Consider the following 17,211-nt stretch of genomic DNA (forward strand, 5'->3'; position numbering starts at 1 on the left):
GAGAGAGTGGACGAGACGACATCCTTTGGATGATTTCGCCCTTTGGATCGGCCACGACTTCTGGCCGCCCCTGGGCGTTCATTCTGTCGGCGGCATCTGCAACTTGCTCGCGATTATGGGTCGGCCCCGCGTAGCATCTGGATCTGCGGCCAGATGGCGGCCCAGTAGGGCGCGGCCGTTGCGGCAAGTATCAAGGTCATGCGCCGGGCTGAGATGATGAGACGAGCGCCGGCGCGCAGCACGCGTTCCCGCAGGCGGCGCAGGCTCCAAGGGGCTTTCGTGGCGCGCGCCATGGCCCGGCGCGCCACGTGCATGATCTGGTAGGCGAGCATGGCGACGAGCAACCGGACTTCGTTGCAGGCGAAGGCATCGATGGGGGGCGTGACCGATTTCGGCTTCTTGCCGCGCAGATGGGTCTTGGCGCGATTGGTGGAGGACAGCGCTGGAGACAGCACGTCCATCAGCTCGCCCATGTGGCCTTCTGCTTTGCCGCGCTGGCGATAATGGTCCAGCAGGGCCTGCCCCTTCATCTGGAAGCGCGAGATCGAGGTGACGAGGAAGAAGCGGTCGAGCAGCAGATCGCCCTCGCGCTCCTTGACCACCAGCACCACACGGCGGGGCTCGTCCCAGCCCTGCGCCTGGTATTCCAGCTCATGCGTCCAAAGCCGCGGTTCCGTCGGCCGTCGTCCCGGCGGTCGCTTCATGTGCGGCGCCGCGAGCCTGTCGAGGGCTGCGTTCGCCCGCAGGCGGGCGACGTGGTGGATGCCGCGCCCCTCCAGGCCCGACAGGAGCGCGCCAGAGGGGAAGCCTGCATCGATGCGCACGGTCGTGATCTTGCACAGGCTGGCCTCGGCCCGATCGACGACGTCGAGAATGACGTCCAGCGCACCGTCGGCAGTGCCGACATTGCCGGGGCGTAAACGCGCGTCGAGCATGTCGCCGGTCTCGGCGATGGAGGTGACCAGCGGGTGATAGACCCGGGTCCGGTAGTGCCCGTTCCACTCGGCCTTCGGTTGATGGCCATGCACCTCGATGGGCAGACTGTCGACGTCCAGCGTCATGCGAGTGCGCCGCTGCCCGCCATTCTCGGCGCGCAGGTTCCGACCGGCGAGTTCGAGGGCAGCCTCCCGCAGAACCTTCAGGTTGCCTGGCTCCGCCAGCATCGCTGTGCAACGCGAAAGCGTGGGCTGAGAGGCCAGCCCAGGGTGCCCAGTCAGCGGCGTCAGCCCGGCCGACGAGGCGGCCGCCACACGCATCGCTGGATCATGCCGCAGGGCATCCGCATCGTCGTGGTCCTGCCAACCCTGAGCAACCAGGAGCACCATGGTCCGCAAGAGCGACGGCAGGTCATGCACGACATCGGCTTGGCGGCGGCTGTCCTTCATCCGCGCCGCCATCCAGCCGATAATCCCGGTCGCGTCGAGAGCTTCTCGCAGCAGTACTGCGCCAGGATCGCCCGTCAGGCGCTCGGCGCGAGTTTCGATCGAAAGAGAGCGGTTGAATCCGGCCGTGACCGGCCGTAGCGTTTCACCCATGCGTGCGTCCGAAGCTGCTGGCGGATTTTGGTGTAGCAACTTGATTCTACGGCGCTTTCAGGCGCACGCAACCTGCCCCCATCGATTTGGATGAATAAACCGGGTTCACTCGACCCCAACTCGGATTGCTCCGGTGTGAAGCACTGAAGAACCACCAGCTCCTTCGCCAGAGCGGCAATGAATTGGCGGTCCTTCTGAGCTGCTCCGTTGCCTTTATCCATGCTCTCTCCATCGACTCAGAGGCTTGTTCCACAAGCGGTTCCGATCCCGCGGAGCTTAGCCGCACGGGGGACGCGCGGGTCAAACCCTGCTCCTCCTGTCCTCGCAGGCCGCAGACCGCGCCCGCCCCTGCGCGGTAGAGGGGGGTATATGCCCCGGCATCAGGAGGCCATGCGCACGGGCGCAATCGCGTGGCATGCGCGTGAGGCTGGTTCGATGGCCGACGCCCGCACATGGCCCGGACCCCGCCCGGAGGGTCGAGACCCCTCACAGTCTCGGCGGCGTCCGCCCCTGCTGCGGGTCTTTCCCCGGCTCAATCCGGGGGACTGTCACAAAACCTTCGCGGCCACGTCGTAATGCACGGGCGGGAAAGGGGGCTGACATGGCAGCGATCGAGATGGAGGGGGTGTCACGGGCCTTCGGTGCAACGCCGGCGGTCGACAGGATGTCCCTGGCCGTGCCCTCGGGCACGTTTCTGGCGTTGCTGGGACCCTCGGGGTGCGGCAAGACCACCTTGTTGCGGCTGATCGCGGGGCTGGAGCGGCCCGACGCGGGATGGATCGCCCTTGGCGAGCGTGTGGTCGCCGGCCGCGGGCGGTTCGTCCCGCCCGAGGCGCGGGGGCTCGGGATGGTCTTCCAGTCCTATGCGCTCTGGCCGCATATGACCATCGCGGGCAATATCCGCTTCGGCCTGAGGGCGAAAAGGATGTCGCGCGCCGAGGAACAGGCGCGCATCGGCGAGGCGCTGGAAATGGTCGGCCTCACCGGAATGCAGGACCGGCGCCCACATGAGCTGTCGGGCGGGCAGCGGCAGAGGGTGGCGCTGGCCCGCAGCCTCGCGGTGCGGCCGGGCCTGATCCTGCTCGACGAGCCGCTGGCCAATCTCGACGCCCATCTGCGCGAGACGATGCTGGCCGAGTTCCGCCGCATTCACGCCGCCTCGCGCACCACCTTCGTCTTCGTCACCCACGATCAGGACGAGGCGATGGCGGTCGCCGGGCTGGTCGGGGTGATGAACCGGGGACGCCTGGAACAACTGGCCAGCCCCTCCGATCTCTATCGCCGCCCCGCCACGCCGATGGTCGCCCGCTTCGTCGGGCATGGCCGGACGCTGCCGGTGCATGTGACCGGACGGGAGAACGGGCTGTGCCGGTTTTCGGTGCAGGGGCGGAGCGTCGTTTCGCCCGGCGATGCGCCGCCCGGTCCGGGCTGGTTGTGCCTGCGTGCCGGCGATCTTGCGGCGGCGCCGGGAGGCGGGCTGCGGGCACGGGTCCTGGATCATCGCTTCCAGGGCGGGAGCTATCGGGTCACCGCCTCCCTCGAAGGGGTGGAGGAGGGCGGCGTGGTCGAGGTCATGCTGCCGCGCGCCCCCGCCTCGGGCGAGAGGATCGAGCTGTCGCTACGCGGAGGCTGGGTTCTTTCGCGCGAGGCACCGAGGGGCGAGACGGCGTTTCAGGACCGGCTGCTGGCGGGCGCGACGGCATGAGGCTCACGGCGCTTTCGGGGCTGGGCACCAAGGGGCCGGCCTGTTTCCTGCTGGAGATCGCGGGGCGCCGGCTGATGCTGGACCTCGGGAAGGGACCGGACGGGGACACCCTGCCGGACCTGACCGGGGTGGGGCCGGTCGATGCCATCCTGTTCTCGCATGGCCATGCCGATCATACCGGGGGGCTGCCTCTCGCGGTGCGGCTGGGCGATCCGCCGCTCTTCGCTCCCGAACCCGCCATCGCCCTGTCCCGCGATCCGGCGATGAAGACGGCGCGCCCGCTCGCGGCTTTCGCCCAATTCGGCCTTCCCTTCGACTGCGGTCCCGCGGGCCATGCGCCGGGGGCCTGCTGGATGCGGATCGGCGGTGACGGCGGGATGGTCTATACCGGCGATGTGTCGGCGGAAAGCACGCTCTACCGCGGCACCCTGCCGCCGCCGGCGCGGGTGATGGTCTTCGATGCGTCCTATGGCGCGGCGGACGAGCCGCTGGCCGATCAGGTGGCGGATCTTTTGACACTCGCGGAGAGGCCGCTGCTGCTGCCCGCCCCGGCGGGTGGGCGGGGGCTGGAAATGGCACTCGCCTTCCGGGCGGCGGGGCACCGGGTCTCGATCTGCGCGGCGCATCGGGCGGTGGCCGGGGCGATGGCGGACCGGCCGGACTGGCTCGTGCCGGGCGGTGCCGGGGCGCTGGGGCGGCTTCTGGCCGAGGCCGGGACGCTGACGCCCGACGGGCCCGTCTCCGGTGTCATGGTCGCCGCCGGGCCCAATGCGGAACGCGATACCGCCGCGGCACTGGCCCGGCGCATGATTGCGGAGGGCAGCGGGCGCGTGGTCTTCACCGGCCATCTGGCGCGGGGCACCCCGGCCCCCGGTTGGGTCGCCGCCGGGAGCGCCCTGTTCCGCCGCTGGAACGTGCATCCGACGCTGAGCGGGCTCCGCGATCTGTTCGGCGCCGTGCGTCCGGCCCAGGCGATGCCGGCCTTCTGCGCCCCCGAGGCATCGGCGGGCCTGGCTGCTGCGCTGGGCCGTCCGCTCGTCACGACGCCCGAGGTGGTGTGGTGATCCCGCTCCTGTCCCATCCCTTTCTCTTCCTGCGCCACGGGCAGACGGCGGCGAATGCGGCGAACCGGATCGGCGGGACGACCGACGACCCGCTGGACCGGACTGGCCTTGCGCAGGCGGAGGCGGCGGCGCGGCTGCTGGCGGACCGGCCGCTGGGCGCGATCTGGCATTCGCCGCTGGTCCGGGCGCGGCAGACCGCGCTGGCGGTGGCGCGCGTGACCGGAGCGCCGATGAGATCGCTGCCGGGCCTGGCCGAACGCAACTGGGGCGTCTGGGAGGGGCAGGACCGCGCCGTCCTGATCCGTGAGGCCACCCCGCCCGGCGGCGAGGGGCCGGAAGCCTTCCGCGCCCGTATCCGCGCCGCGCTCGCGGAGATCACCGCGCCCTTTCCCGTGCTGATCGTCGCCCATTCCGGCACGGCACGCGAACTCCATGCGGTGCTGACCGATGTGCCGTTTCGCCGCCTTGGGAACGCGGAGGCGGTGGAATGGCGGCAGGACCGCGATTGTCACTGGATCTGCACGAAACTGTCACCCGACCGTTGAAAACCGCCGTTACCAACCCGGCGAACGACAACCGACGAGGACAAGATGAACACCCTCCGCCTTCTTCCCCTGCTGGCCGGCTCGCTGGTGGCCGGCGCCGCCGCTGCGCAGGATGCGCAGACGATCACCGTTTATACGTCGCAGCCGCAGGACCAGATGGCCGGCGTGGTCGAGGCGTTCAACAGGGACCATCCCGAGATCACGGTCGAGATCTTCCGCTCGGGCACGACCGAGCTGATGGCGAAGCTCGCCGCCGAATTCGCCGCCGGCCAGTCCCCCGCCGATGTCATGCTGATCGCCGATGCGGTGGCGATGACCCAGCTGAAGAACGAGGACCGCCTGCTCGCCTATGAGGATGCGCCGGTCGCTGGCATCCCCGAGGCGGTGATCGACCCCGACATGACCTTCTTCGGGACCAAGCTGATCACCACCGGCATCATCTACAACACGAACATGGTGGAGCAGGCGCCGGCGTCCTGGGCCGATCTGGCGCGCCCCGAGGTCGCGGGAAGCCTGATCATGCCGAGCCCGCTCTATTCCGGGGCGGCGGTGATCCATGTCGGCACCATGACGCAGCAGCCCGAGTTCGGCTGGGAGTATTACGAGACGCTGGCCGATGGCGGCGCGGTCGCGGGGCAGGGCAACGGCACCGTGGTCGAGGCGGTCGCGCGCGGCGAGAAAGCCTATGGCATCATCATCGAATACATGGCGCTGAACGCCAAGGCCAAGGGCTCGCCCGTCGATTTCGTCTTCCCGGAGGAGGGCGTCTCGGTCATCACCCAGCCCGTCGCGATCATGAAGGACAGCGACGCGGTCGAGGCAGCCAAGGTCTTCGTGGACTGGCAATTGTCGCAGACCGCGCAGGAGCAGTCCGTCGCGCAGGGGTATTTCCCGATCCTCGAAGGCGTCGCCCCGCCCGAGGGCTATCCCGATCCCGCCAGCCTGAAGATCCTGCCCGCGGATCTGGCGACGATGCTGTCCGAGGACCGCGCCAACAAGGAAGCCTTTGCCGAGATCTATGGCGGCTGACCCGGCCCTGTCGCGGCCGGTCCGGGGCGGCGAGCACCTGCTCGTCGCCCTCGTTTTCGTCTGGGTGGCGGGCCTGTCGGTCTGGCCGCTTGCGCGCCTGTTCCTCGAGGCGTTCGGCCCCGGCGAGGACGGCCGCGCCCTTGGACTGATGGCGGAGGTGCTGGGCGCCCGGTCCACCCGGCGGGCGCTGTTCAACACGCTGGCGGCCTCGGGCGGGTCCGTCGCCGTGTCGCTGGTGCTGGGGGCCGGTCTGGCACTGGCGACCGGGCTTTTCGCGCTGCGCGGGCGGGTGGCGATGACCTTCCTCGTCCTGTCGCCTCTGCTGATCCCCTCGCAGACGCTGGCGCTCGCCTGGATCGAACTGACGGGCAGCACCTCGCCCGTCCTGCGCCCGCTCGGGCTCGCGCCGCCGCCGGGGACGACCAATCCGATCTATTCCGGCTGGGGCATCGCGCTGCTGATGGGGATCGAGCACATGCCGCTGGTCTTCATCGCCATGCGCGCGGCGCTGACCGGCCTGCCCGGCGACCTCGTCGAAGCCGCCCGCGTCGCCGGCGCCGGCCGGGCGCGGATCATCGCGCGCATCCTGCTGCCGCTGGCGTTGCCCGCGGCGCTGGCGGGCGGGATCCTCGCCTTTGCCGCGGCGGTGGGAAACTTCGGCATCCCGGCGCTTCTGGGCATTCCGGGGCGGTTTCCGATGCTGACGACGCTGATCTATCAGCGGCTGAACGGGTTCGGCCCCTCGGTCGCGGGACAGGTGGCGGTGCTGGCGATGATCCTCGTGGCGCTCGCGCTGGCCGCGCTGGGGCTGCGGGCGCTGGTGCTCGCGCGGCTGGCGGTGCCCGCCGGAAGCGGTGCGCCCCTGCGGCCTCTCGAGGCCGGTCGCGCGCGGCTCTGGATCCAGGCGGCGGTCTGGGCCGTGCTGGCGGGCATCGCGATCCTGCCGATGCTGGCGCTGCTGGCCACGGCGCTGTCGCCGGCGCTGGGGGTGGAGCTTCGGCTGTCCACCCTGACCCTGCGCAACTTCTCCGATGCCTTCGCCAATCCGACAATCCTGCGCGCCTTCGCCAATTCGCTGGCGCTGTCGGTCGCGGCCGCGGCGCTGTGCGCGCTGGTGGCGGTGCCCTTCGCCTTCCTGCGGGTGATGGTGCGGCGGCCGGTGATCCGGGTGCTGGACTGGCTCGCGGACGGGCCATGGGTGGTGCCCGGCACGGTGGTCGCACTGGCGATGATCCTCGCCTTCCTGCGTCCGCTGCCGCTGATCGGCTCGCTCTACGGCACATGGACGATCCTGCTGGTGGCCTATCTGGCGCGGTTCATGCCCCTGGTCCTGCGCCCGGTTCTGGCGGCCGCCGGGGCGATGGAACCCGCGCAGGACGAGGCCGCGCGCCTGTTCGGGGCGGGGCCTCTGCGGCGGATGGGGGCGATCCTCGCCCCCGCGGTCCTGCCGGCGCTGTCGGCGGGGGCGATGCTGGCGGTGATGACGGCGGTGAACGAACTCACGCTGTCGGCGCTCTTGTGGTCGAGCGGCAACGAGACCATCGGCGTCATGGTCTTTGCCCTGCAATACGAGGGCAATTCCACCGCCGCCGCCGCGGTCTCGGTTGCCTCCGTCGCGCTCGTGCTGGGGATCGCGCTGGCGCTCGACCGGCTTGCCCCGCACCTGCCGCGCGGCACATTGCCCTGGCGGAGCTGACGGGGTGGACAGGATCAGCGCCGGCCTTCCGTCTCGCGCCGCCACTGTCGCACATGGTCGACCAGGGCGCGCAATTTCGGCGCAAGGTTCCGGCGTTGCGGGAAATAGAGGAAGAAGCCGGGAAACGGCGGCAGGAAATCCTGAAGCAGGGGGACGAGTTCCCCTGATTTCACATAGGGGGCGAACGTCTCCTCCATCGCAAAGGTGATCCCTCCGCCGCAAAGCGCGCTGCGGAGCATCAGTCGCAGATCGTTGGTGGTGACCTGCGGTTCGATGGCCACGTCGAAGGCTACGCCGTTCTCTTCGAATTCCCAGCGATGCGGCGCGATGTTCGGTGCCGGCCGCCAGCCGATGCACCGATGATGGATCAGGTCGCGGGGATGCGCCGGTGCCCCGTGCGCCTCCAGATAGGCGGGGGCCGCGACAACCGCCTCGCGCTGATCGCCAGTCAGCGGAACTGCGATCATATCCTGCTCGATCACCTCGCCCAGCCGGACGCCCGCATCGAAACCGGCGGCCACGATGTCGAATTCCTCGTCGGTCACGGTGATGTCCAGGGTGATGCGCGGATGGGCCTGCGCAAAGGAGGCGATCAGCGGCCCCGACAGGAACTGCTCGGCGATGGAGGTGGCCGCGATCCGCAAGAGCCCGCTCGGCGCGGTCTCCTCGGCGATGTGTTCGAGTGCGCCGCCGACGTCCGAGAGCGGCCCGCGCAATGCCTCATGCAGGCGCGCGCCCGCTTCGGTCAGGCGGACCGAGCGGGTCGTGCGCAGGACCAGCGCCGTGCCGAGCCTGTCCTCGAGCCGCCGGATGCCCTGGCTGACGGCCGAGCGCGTGACGCCGAGCCGGTCGGCGGCGGCGCGGAAATTGGGCTCCTCCGCAACGGCGAGAAAGAGCGGCAGGAGGTTGAGGTCGATCTTCATTGTCGAATCCTGCTAACCATAGGGTCCATCGCTGGATGGATACCGAAGACAGCGTCTTGCGTCCATATTGGCTGTGGACAAGGAAAAGGAGCATGTCATGGACAAGGTCGTGCTGATCACCGGCGCTTCCAGCGGGATCGGTGAGGGAATCGCAAGGGAACTCGGGTCCGCCGGCGCAAGGGTGCTGCTGGGCGCGCGCCGACTCGAGCGGGTCGAGGCGGTCGCCGCGGAAATCCACGCCGCTGGCGGCACCGCAAAGGCGCTGGCGCTGGACGTCACGGATCGCCGGTCCATGGCCGGTTTCGCGCAGGCTGCGATGGACGAATGGGGGCGCATCGACGTGTTGGTCAACAATGCCGGCATCATGCCGCTTTCGCCGCTGGCCGCCGGCAAGCTGGACGAATGGGATCGCATGATCGACGTCAACATCAAGGGCGTACTTTGGGGCATCGGCGCCGTGCTTCCCGTCATGGAGGCGCAGGGCAGCGGCCAGATCGTCAACATCGGCTCCATCGGGGCCCTGGCGGTGGTCCCGACGGCGGCCGTCTACAGCGCGACCAAGTTCGCGGTGCGCGCGATCTCGGACGGGTTGCGGCAGGAAAGCGCGAAGGTCCGCGTCACCTGCGTCAATCCCGGCGTCGTGGAAAGCGAGCTTGCCGCGACGATCACCCATGAGGAGACGATGGCGGCGATGGACGCCTATCGTGCCATCGCTCTGCAGCCCGCCGACATCGCCCGCGCCGTGCGGCAGGTGATCGAGGCGCCGGACAGCGTGGACACGACGGAGATCACCATCCGCCCGACCGCCTCGGCCAACTGAGGGATCAGCGAGCCGCCGCCGTCGCGATGTCGTTCCCCGGATCGGCCGACCCGGTCAGAAGCCGCGCAGGGGGTTCGACCAGGCGCGTCTGCCGGCGCGGTCGATCACGGTGACGCGGATCCACGGGCTGTGCGCGAAGCGGTCGAGCGGCATGGCCGCACGGGTCATCGAGGCGCCGTGGATCGCCCTGGCCGCGCAGCCGTGGCCCTGGACGATGACCGCGACGGCGGCGGAACAGGCGACATGAAGCGTGCCCTCCTCGACCCGGACATCGTGCAGCGCGGGGCCGGTCGAGGCGTAGAACGCGCCCGCCTTCAGCGCGTCGAGCAGGGTCTCGGGCGCGTTCTCTTCCGCCTTCACCATGACCCAGCCGCCGAAATGGTCCGGTTCGGAGAAATGCGCATCGTCGGTGGCGACGAGCGACAGCTCGCGTCCCTCGGAAAGGAGCAGGTCCGCGATCTGGAACCCGTCCGCCCGGTCGCAGCCCGTCGCGCAGCCGTGGTTGTAGATCTCGACCGCATGGGCAGCGGTGATCGAGCGTGCGTCGGCCAGCGTCATGCCGGACCATTGCGGATGAGCAACGGCGACGAAGGCGCCGGCCTCTGCCGCACGGGCCGCAAGCTCCGGCCCGCTCTCCTGATCCGCGACGGGATGGAACCCCGGCGCGTTGGCGGGGGCGAAATCGCCGGGCAGCCCGACGGCGAGGATATGCCACAACTCGCCGTTCTGCATCGCCCCGGAATGCAGCTCGGCGCCGAGGAGCGTGGTGAACTGCGCGTCGCGAAAGGGCCGCGTGTCGGCGATGGGATAGCCGTAGAGGCCGATCATGTGATCGGTCAGGGCGATGAAGTCATAGCCTTCGGCCTTGTACCGGCGACAGACTTCGGCCGGGTCGAGGACGCCGTCGGACAGGGTCGAATGGGTATGGAGATTGCCGCGCCAGAACCTGCCGGGGGCGGAAAATGCGGTCAGCTGCATGTGGTCTCTCATTCTGGAAGGACAAGGAGATCGGAGCCGGAAAACCACAGGTCCGCCGTCTGGCCGACCGGCGGCATGCTTGCCCCTGCCTGGTTGAACATGTCGAAGGAGATGGGCCGGCCCTGCACCTCGACCTTCGCGCGGATCACCGAGCCGAGGAAGCTCACGTCGAGCACCCGGCCCGAAATCGGCACATCCGCGGCGCTGCGGCGCGTGAGGGCCAGCGCCTCCGGGCGCAGGGCCACGGTCACGGGCGCGCCGCATTGCAGGCTCGGGAGCGGGCGCGGCGTGGGCAGGTGGTGCCCGGCGAAGGCCACATGGGTCTCGCTCGCCTTCTCGGCCTCGAACATGTTGAGATGGCCGACGAAACCGGCGACGAAACGGGTTTCGGGCCGGTTGTAGATCTCGGCGGGCGTGCCGGTCTGGTCTGCGCGGCCCTCGTACATCACCACCACACGGTCGGAGATCGACAGGGCCTCCTCCTGATCGTGGGTGACGAAGACGGTGGTGATGCCGAGGTCGCGCTGGATGGCGCGGATGTCGTCGCGCAGCGCCACCCGGATCTTCGCGTCCAGCGCGGAGAGCGGTTCGTCGAGCAGCAGCAGTTGCGGACGCGGCGCCAGGGCACGGGCGAGGGCCACGCGCTGCTGCTGGCCGCCCGACATCTGGTAGGGGTAGCGGTCGCCGAGATGGCCGAGCTTGATCAGCGCCAGCATCTCCTCGACGCGGGCGTCGATCTCGCGCTTCGGCAGGCCCGCGATCTTCAGCCCGAAGGCCACGTTGTCGCGTGCGGTCATGTTCGGGAAAAGCGCATAGGCCTGGAATACCATGCCGATCCGCCGCCGGTTGGCGGGCAGGGCGGTGACATCGGTGCCGCCGATGCGGATCTGGCCGGAGGTGGGCGTCTCGAACCCCGCGATCATCCGCAGCACCGTGGTCTTGCCGCAGCCCGAGGGGCCGAGGAAGGAGACGAATTCGCCCTGTCCCACCGACAGGTCGAACCCCTTGACCACGGTGTTCGTGCCGAAGGTCTTGGTGATGCCGTCAAGTTTCAGGAAGCTCATGCGTTCTTTCTCCGAAGGAAGGGCAGGAGGCCCTGACCGGGCCGGCGCGTGGCGAAGAGGTCCATCAGCGCCATGCAGGCCCAGGTGAAGGCGAAGGCCATGATGGCGAGCGCGGCGGGCTGGTAAGCGTAATCCTGCCCCATCTGCACGAGATAGGGGCCGAAGGCAGGCCGGTTCAGGAGCGAGGTGATGACGAATTCGCCGAGCGAGATGGAAAAGGTCAGGAAGGCGCCGGACATGATCGCCGAGCGCACGTTGGGAAAGATCACGGTGGCGATGGTGCGCAGCCGCGAGGCGCCGAGGCTTTCGGCCGCCTCGGTGAGCGTCGCGACGTCGATGGCCGACATGCCGTTGTCCACCGCGCGGTACATGTAGGGCAGCGACAGCACGGTATAGCCGATGATCAGGAGCAGGTTGGTCCCTGCATCGCTCATCGTCAGCGGCAGGATGGAGGAGGTGCCGTAGATCCGCACATAGCCGAAGACCAGCACCACCGGCGGGATGATCAGGGGCATGAGCGACAGGAATTCCGTCACCGGGCGCATCGCCGGGAGTTTCAGCTGCACCCAATAGGCGGTCGGCACGACCAGCAGCGCGCCGAGCAGGATCGCGGCGAGCGAGGCGGCCGCGGAAAAGCCAAGCACCGAGACGAAGGTGTCGTCCTGGAACACCCAGCGATAGGCCTCGAGGGAAATCTCGCCGCGCTTCATGCGCAGCGAGAAGTTGATCGTGGCGGCCAGCGGGATCAGGAAGAAGGCGGCGCAGAGCAGCGCCACGAGGCTTGCGAAAAACGGGAAGCGCGTCATTTGCGCCACCTTTCCGCGCGGTTGCGCAGCAGGAAATAGAGCGTGTTGGACAGGGCCATGATCAGCACCATCCCGAGCGCCAGCGCGTAGCCGAGGTTCGGGTTGTAGAGCACGTTGCCGCGGATCTGCTGGAAGAGCACGATCGGCACCACCGGGAAGTTGGCGGAGGTCAGCGCGTAGACCGTCGCCAGCGTGCCGAAGGCGTTGGCGAAGAGCAGCAGGAAACAGCCGAGCGCGGAGGGCGCGAGAACCGGCAGCGCCACCATGCGCCAGAACTGGCCGCCGGAGGCTCCGAGGCTTGCCGCCGCCTCGCGCCATTCGGGGCGCAGCCCCTCCATCGCGGGCATCATCAGCAGCATCATCAGCGGCAGCTGGAAATAGAGATAGGTGATCGCCAGCCCCCAGAAGGAGAAGAGGGTGAACCCCTGGCCGTAGATATTGATCCCGAAGACGTCGCGCAGGATCAGCGTCACGAGGCCGAGCCGTCCGAGCGTGGCGATGAAGGCGAAGGCCAGCGGCACGCCGGCGAAGTTGGAGGCCACGCCGGAAAACGTCAGGAAGGCGCGCTTGACCCAGCCCGGCAGGCCGCCCAGGTGCACCGCCCAGGCGAGAAGCGTTCCGAAGATGCCTCCCAGCAGCGCGGAGGCGAAGCTCAGCCGGATCGACAGCCAGTAGCTCGGCCAGATCTCCGGGCCGGTCAGGGCGATGAGGTTCTCGAGCGTAAAGGCGCCCTCGGCGGTCCGGAAGGCGCCGTTGATCAGGTAGAAGATGGGGAAGATCAGAAAGAGCGCCGTGAACAGGATGAAGGGCGCGACGCCCAGCCAGGACAGGTTCACCCGGCGCGGAGCGCGGGCGGCCTGCGGCAGGGGCGCTGCATGGGCTTGGTCGGCCAAGGCGATCTCCTTCGGAAGCGATCGGCGGGAACGGCGAATGGCGGCCCGATGACCGCCATGCGTCCATGTCTGGCGGGGCGGCTTACTGGACGCCCATCTCCGAGCCCCAGTTGGCGGCCACGGCGTCCTTCGCCTCGGACTGCTCCGGGAGCGTGGGGAAGATCGCGCGGGCGTAGTTTTCCGCCGGTGGAAGGTTGTCGAGCAGCTCCTGCGGGATCACGCCGCGCTCCGCCATGTCGTTGAAGCGGATCGGGTGGCAGTAGCCTTTCAGCCAGCCAAGCTGGCCTTCGTCGGAATAGAGGTATTCCATCCAGAGTTTCGCGGCATTCGGATGCGGGGCATGGGCGGAGATCGCCTGCACATACACCCCCGCGATCACGGCATCCGTGGGCACGACCACGGAGACCGGCGGGTTGCCGTCGAGCTTGTCGCGCATGGCGAGCAGGTTGTAGTCCCAGTCGAAATAGATCGGGGTGGTGCCCTGTGCGATGTTCTGCGCGCTGCCGTTGACGGGCACGTAATTGCCGCTCTCCTTCAGCTCCTTGAAGAAGGCGATCCCCTTGTTCAGCGCATCCGCACCCGGTTCCCCGCCTTCGGCGATGCCGGCGGCATAGACGGCCATCATCACGGAGTTGCCGGTGCGCGGATCGCCCTGAAGCGCGACCGAATTCGCGAATTGCCCGTCCTTCAGCTCCGCAAAGGACTGCGGCGCGTCGGGAAAGATGTCATTGTTCACGGCAAAGCCCAGCACGCCGTAATAGTCGCCGTACCAGTAGCCCTCGTCATCCTTGGCATCGGCCGGGATGCTGTCCCAGGTGGAGACCTTGTAGGGTTGCAGCAGCCCCTGTTCCTTGGCCGTCGGACCGAAGGACAGGCCCACGTCCAGAACGTCCGGCGCCTGCGGGCCGGTGTTGCCCCTGTTGGCCTTCACGGCTTCCAGCTCGTCGGCGGATCCGGCGTTCGGGTTCAGCTCGTTGACCTCGATGCCGTATTTGTCCTTGAACGCCTGGATGACCTCGCCATAGCCGCACCAGCTGTGGGGGAGGGCGATGGTGGTCAGCATGCCTTCGGCCCTGGCGGCGGCGATCAGTTCCTCGGAGGGTTCGGCACAGGCCCCCGCGGCGATGGTCGCAAAAGCGGCCACGGAAAGCGTGAGGCGTCCTTTGGACGTGATGGTCATCTTTGGCTCCAGTCGTTTCTGCCCCGCCACCCGCGGGAAGTTGCGCTGTTTCCGTAGAACCGGGCCATGACAGTACCGCGTCGGTTTTGTAAAAGTTTTCCCGCGCCGTGGTGAGGCCGGACCGGGCGCCGCCGCCGGATCTCCGGCCCATGCCGAGGGCGCCGCCTCACCGCGCCGGGAAGACGCGCGCGCCATCGCGGGGCTTGCGGTCCGGCCGTCGTCGGGGGAGACTGCCGGACAGGCCGCGCGGGCCCGCGGAACCGCCAGGGCTTCGACCGGTTTTCCGTATGATGCAGATTGGATGGAGATCGAAGGGGCGGGATGGCGAGATGAACACGGCAATTTCCTCCGACATGATGACACGGCGCACCAGGCGCGTACTCATCCGAATCTGCGACAGGGGGCTGAAACTGACCACCGCGGAAAGTTGCACCGGCGGGCTGATCGCGGCGCTGGTGACGGATATCGAGGGCTGTTCCCACGCCTTCGAACGCGGTTTCGTCGTCTATACCGACGCGGCGAAGCATGAGGTGCTGGGCGTCAGCCGGGAGATGCTGCGGCGCTGCGGCGCGGTGTCGGCGGCGGTCGCGATCGCCATGGCCGAGGGGGCGCTGCACCGCTCGGACGCGGATATCGCGGTGTCGGTCACCGGCTATGCCGGACCGTCGGCCGAGGGCGGCGAGGAAGGCCGGGTGCATTTCGCCCTGGCCCGGCAAGACGGCGAGACCCTGCACCGCGAGGAGGGCTTCGGACCGCTTGGCCGCGATCCGATCCGGCAAAGATGCCTTGAAACCGTGCTGGACATGCTGGAAGACATAGTCGCATGACCGGAACCGCACATGCCCCCTTTGCCGCCTATCATCGTCACGGCTTCGTCCGCGTCGCCACCAGCACGCCGCGGGTGCGCCCCGCCGATGTCGCCTATAACCGCGACAGTCTGCTGGAGGAGATGCAGCGCGCCGACCGCGCCCGCGCCGACCTGCTGGTCTGCCCGGAACTCTGCCTCTCCTCCTATGCCATCGACGACCTGCACATGCAGGAGGCGCTCCTGGCCGAGGTCGAGACCGCCCTCCTCCGGCTGGTCGAGGCGAGCGCGGCGCTTTCCCCCGTCGTCCTCGTCGGCGCACCGCTGCGGCGCGAGGGGCGGCTCTACAATTGCGCGGTGGCGATCGCGCGGGGGCGGATGCTGGGCGTGGTGCCGAAATCCTACCTGCCGAACTACCGCGAATTCTACGAAAAGCGCTGGTTTGCCCACGGGCGCGGCCTGGACGGGGAGATCACCGTTGGCGGCGTCCGCGTTCCCTTCGGCACCGACCTGATCTTCGAGGCCGCCGACCTGCCCGGCCTGATCTTCCATGTCGAGATCTGCGAGGACCTGTGGACACCGGCACCGCCGTCTTCGGAGGCGGCGATGGCCGGGGCGCTGATCCTCGCCAATCTCTCCGCCTCGAACATCGTGATCGGCAAATCTTCGGACCGCCATGTGCTCAGCCAGTCGCAATCCATGCGCGCCTTTGCCGCCTATGCCTATTCCGCCGCCGGGCCGGGCGAAAGCACGACGGACCTGTCATGGGACGGGCAGGGGATGATCTATGAGCTGGGCGACCTTCTGGCGGAATCGACGCGCTTTCCGGTGGAGCCGGAACTGACGCTGGCCGATGTGGACACGGGGCGGATCCTGTCGGAGCGGATGCGCACGGGCAGTTTCGACGATGCCGCCCGCCACCACGCGCCCGCCTTCCGGCGGATCCGCTTCGACCACCACCCGCATTGCGAGGAGGCGGGGCTGATCCGCCCGGTGCGGCGCTTTCCCTATGTGCCGAACCGGGAAAGCCATCTCGACCAGGACTGCTACGAGGCGTTCAACATCCAGGTCGAGGGGCTGCGCCGCCGGTTCGAGGCGACCCGCGGCAGGACCATGGTGATCGGGGTCTCCGGCGGGCTCGATTCCACCCATGCGCTGATCGTCGCGGCCAAGGCCTGCGACCGGATGGGGCTGCCTCGGGACCGCATCCTCGCCTTCACCATGCCGGGCTTCGCCACGTCCGAAGGGACGAAATCCAACGCCTGGAAGCTGATGCGGGCCATGGGGGTCACGGCGGAGGAGATCGACATCCGCCCGGCCGCGCGGCAGATGCTGACCGACATGAACCACGCCTTCGCCCGCGGCGAGCCGGTCCATGACGTCACCTTCGAAAACGTGCAGGCGGGGCTGCGCACCGATTACCTGTTCCGGCTGGCCAACCAGCGGCAGGGTTTCGTCATCGGCACGGGTGACCTGAGCGAGCTGGCGCTGGGCTGGTGTACCTATGGCGTGGGCGACCAGATGAGCCATTACGCCGTGAACGCGGGCGTGCCGAAGACGCTGATCCAGTACCTGATCCGCTGGACCACGCGCAGCGGCCAGTTCGACCCGGAGACGGACCGCGTGCTCGAGGCGATCCTCGCGACGGAGATCTCCCCCGAGCTGGTCCCTGTCGGCGAGGACGAGGAGATCCAGAGCACCGAGGCCATGATCGGCCCCTACGAGCTGAACGATTTCTTCCTGTTCCACATCATGCGTTACGGGCTGCCGCCGTCGAAGACCGCCTTCCTCGCCTGGCACGCCTGGCATGACACGGAGCAGGGCCGCTGGCCCGAGGCCTTCCCGGCCACCCGGCGCAATGCCTATGACCTCGCGACCATCCGTCACTGGCTGGAACGGTTCCTCGTCCGTTTCTTCGCCACCAGCCAGTTCAAGCGCTCCGCCCTGCCGAACGGTCCCAAGGTCAGTGCGGGCGGTGCGCTGAGCCCCCGCGGCGACTGGCGTGCGCCCTCCGACAGTGTCGCGACTCCCTGGCTCGAGGAGCTGCGGGCGAACGTTCCGCTGCACTGGCCGTCGGACTGAGACCGCGGCGGCGACCGGATCCGGCGCCGCAGAACGTCCTGTCGCATCGGTGGCGGCCGAGCGGGAGCCCCGCACCTCTCCGGGTG

The 17,211-nt window shown here is 68.7% G+C and carries 15 protein-coding genes; 8 read left to right on the forward strand and 7 right to left on the reverse strand.

What is annotated here, in order from left to right; all coding sequences use genetic code 11:
* Positions 1-113 precede the first annotated feature (113 nt).
* Positions 114-1,535 (reverse strand): IS1380 family transposase, encoded by a 1,422-nt coding sequence (locus tag P73_RS05375; protein ID WP_074743528.1) that lies wholly within the window; start codon positions 1,533-1,535, stop codon positions 114-116.
* 601 nt (positions 1,536-2,136) lie between these two features.
* On the opposite strand from P73_RS05375, the gene P73_RS05380 reads away from it, so the two are divergent.
* The 5 genes from P73_RS05380 to P73_RS05400 are packed head-to-tail and all read left to right on the forward strand — an operon-like array spanning position 2,137 to position 7,574.
* Positions 2,137-3,240: an ABC transporter ATP-binding protein gene (locus P73_RS05380; RefSeq protein ID WP_043868784.1), complete on the forward strand. Its 1,104-nt coding sequence runs from the start codon at positions 2,137-2,139 to the stop codon at positions 3,238-3,240.
* Positions 3,237-4,304: an MBL fold metallo-hydrolase gene (locus P73_RS05385; RefSeq protein ID WP_052453051.1), complete on the forward strand. Its 1,068-nt coding sequence runs from the start codon at positions 3,237-3,239 to the stop codon at positions 4,302-4,304. Before P73_RS05380 ends, P73_RS05385 begins: the two co-directional genes overlap by 4 nt.
* The gene (locus tag P73_RS25905; protein WP_158401913.1) at positions 4,301-4,849 is read left to right on the forward strand and encodes a histidine phosphatase family protein; all 549 of its coding nucleotides are present in this window, start codon (positions 4,301-4,303) and stop codon (positions 4,847-4,849) included. The genes P73_RS05385 and P73_RS25905 overlap by 4 nt, the downstream gene beginning before the upstream one ends.
* A 45-nt stretch (positions 4,850-4,894) precedes the next feature.
* On the forward strand, positions 4,895-5,878 hold the full coding sequence (locus P73_RS05395) for an ABC transporter substrate-binding protein (RefSeq protein WP_043868785.1): 984 nt from the start codon (positions 4,895-4,897) through the stop codon (positions 5,876-5,878).
* Entirely contained in the window at positions 5,868-7,574 is a 1,707-nt protein-coding gene (locus P73_RS05400) for an ABC transporter permease (RefSeq protein ID WP_043868786.1), read from the forward strand. The genes P73_RS05395 and P73_RS05400 overlap by 11 nt, the downstream gene beginning before the upstream one ends.
* Before the next feature lie 14 nt (positions 7,575-7,588).
* Here the strand turns inward: P73_RS05400 and P73_RS05405 are convergent, their stop codons facing one another.
* Positions 7,589-8,497 (reverse strand): LysR family transcriptional regulator, encoded by a 909-nt coding sequence (locus P73_RS05405; protein ID WP_043868787.1) that lies wholly within the window; start codon positions 8,495-8,497, stop codon positions 7,589-7,591.
* 97 nt (positions 8,498-8,594) lie between these two features.
* On the opposite strand from P73_RS05405, the gene P73_RS05410 reads away from it, so the two are divergent.
* Positions 8,595-9,317: an SDR family oxidoreductase gene (locus P73_RS05410; protein ID WP_043868788.1), complete on the forward strand. Its 723-nt coding sequence runs from the start codon at positions 8,595-8,597 to the stop codon at positions 9,315-9,317.
* A gap of 54 nt (positions 9,318-9,371) precedes the next feature.
* Here P73_RS05410 and P73_RS05415 read toward each other — a convergent pair whose 3' ends face one another.
* The 5 genes from P73_RS05415 to P73_RS05435 all read right to left on the reverse strand — a co-directional run bounded on the left by P73_RS05415 (position 9,372) and on the right by P73_RS05435 (position 14,232).
* A complete protein-coding gene (locus tag P73_RS05415; protein WP_043868789.1) occupies positions 9,372-10,295 on the reverse strand; it encodes a PHP domain-containing protein in 924 nt (307 codons plus the stop codon).
* A gap of 8 nt (positions 10,296-10,303) precedes the next feature.
* Positions 10,304-11,359 carry an ABC transporter ATP-binding protein gene (locus tag P73_RS05420; RefSeq protein WP_043868790.1) on the reverse strand — a complete coding sequence of 352 codons (1,056 nt, stop codon included), beginning with the start codon at positions 11,357-11,359 and terminating at the stop codon, positions 10,304-10,306.
* Entirely contained in the window at positions 11,356-12,165 is an 810-nt protein-coding gene (locus P73_RS05425; RefSeq protein ID WP_052453053.1) for an ABC transporter permease, read from the reverse strand. The genes P73_RS05420 and P73_RS05425 overlap by 4 nt, the downstream gene beginning before the upstream one ends.
* On the reverse strand, positions 12,162-13,058 hold the full coding sequence (locus P73_RS05430; RefSeq protein WP_082033127.1) for an ABC transporter permease: 897 nt from the start codon (positions 13,056-13,058) through the stop codon (positions 12,162-12,164). Before P73_RS05430 ends, P73_RS05425 begins: the two co-directional genes overlap by 4 nt.
* Before the next feature lie 82 nt (positions 13,059-13,140).
* Positions 13,141-14,232, reverse strand: coding sequence for an ABC transporter substrate-binding protein (locus P73_RS05435; protein WP_420836132.1), 1,092 nt, complete (start codon positions 14,230-14,232; stop codon positions 13,141-13,143).
* A gap of 335 nt (positions 14,233-14,567) precedes the next feature.
* Between P73_RS05435 and P73_RS05440 the strand changes: the two genes are divergently transcribed.
* On the forward strand, positions 14,568-15,065 hold the full coding sequence (locus tag P73_RS05440) for a CinA family protein (protein ID WP_043868792.1): 498 nt from the start codon (positions 14,568-14,570) through the stop codon (positions 15,063-15,065).
* Positions 15,062-17,125 carry an NAD(+) synthase gene (locus P73_RS05445; protein WP_043868793.1) on the forward strand — a complete coding sequence of 688 codons (2,064 nt, stop codon included), beginning with the start codon at positions 15,062-15,064 and terminating at the stop codon, positions 17,123-17,125. Before P73_RS05440 ends, P73_RS05445 begins: the two co-directional genes overlap by 4 nt.
* Positions 17,126-17,211: the final 86 nt, after the last annotated feature.

The organism is Celeribacter indicus (assembly GCF_000819565.1).
Classification (GTDB): Bacteria; Pseudomonadota; Alphaproteobacteria; order Rhodobacterales; family Rhodobacteraceae; genus Celeribacter; species Celeribacter indicus.

Coding starts and splice junctions, on each gene's coding strand:
- P73_RS05380 (WP_043868784.1), top strand. CDS start 2,137: ATGGCAGCGATCGAGATGGAGGGGGTGTCACGGGCCTTCGGTGCAACG.
- P73_RS05410 (WP_043868788.1), top strand. CDS start 8,595: ATGGACAAGGTCGTGCTGATCACCGGCGCTTCCAGCGGGATCGGTGAG.
- P73_RS05415 (WP_043868789.1), bottom strand. CDS start 10,295: ATGCAGCTGACCGCATTTTCCGCCCCCGGCAGGTTCTGGCGCGGCAAT.
- P73_RS05385 (WP_052453051.1), top strand. CDS start 3,237: ATGAGGCTCACGGCGCTTTCGGGGCTGGGCACCAAGGGGCCGGCCTGT.
- P73_RS05375 (WP_074743528.1), bottom strand. CDS start 1,535: ATGGGTGAAACGCTACGGCCGGTCACGGCCGGATTCAACCGCTCTCTT.
- P73_RS05440 (WP_043868792.1), top strand. CDS start 14,568: ATGAACACGGCAATTTCCTCCGACATGATGACACGGCGCACCAGGCGC.
- P73_RS05405 (WP_043868787.1), bottom strand. CDS start 8,497: ATGAAGATCGACCTCAACCTCCTGCCGCTCTTTCTCGCCGTTGCGGAG.
- P73_RS05445 (WP_043868793.1), top strand. CDS start 15,062: ATGACCGGAACCGCACATGCCCCCTTTGCCGCCTATCATCGTCACGGC.
- P73_RS05400 (WP_043868786.1), top strand. CDS start 5,868: ATGGCGGCTGACCCGGCCCTGTCGCGGCCGGTCCGGGGCGGCGAGCAC.
- P73_RS05425 (WP_052453053.1), bottom strand. CDS start 12,165: ATGACGCGCTTCCCGTTTTTCGCAAGCCTCGTGGCGCTGCTCTGCGCC.
- P73_RS05420 (WP_043868790.1), bottom strand. CDS start 11,359: ATGAGCTTCCTGAAACTTGACGGCATCACCAAGACCTTCGGCACGAAC.
- P73_RS05395 (WP_043868785.1), top strand. CDS start 4,895: ATGAACACCCTCCGCCTTCTTCCCCTGCTGGCCGGCTCGCTGGTGGCC.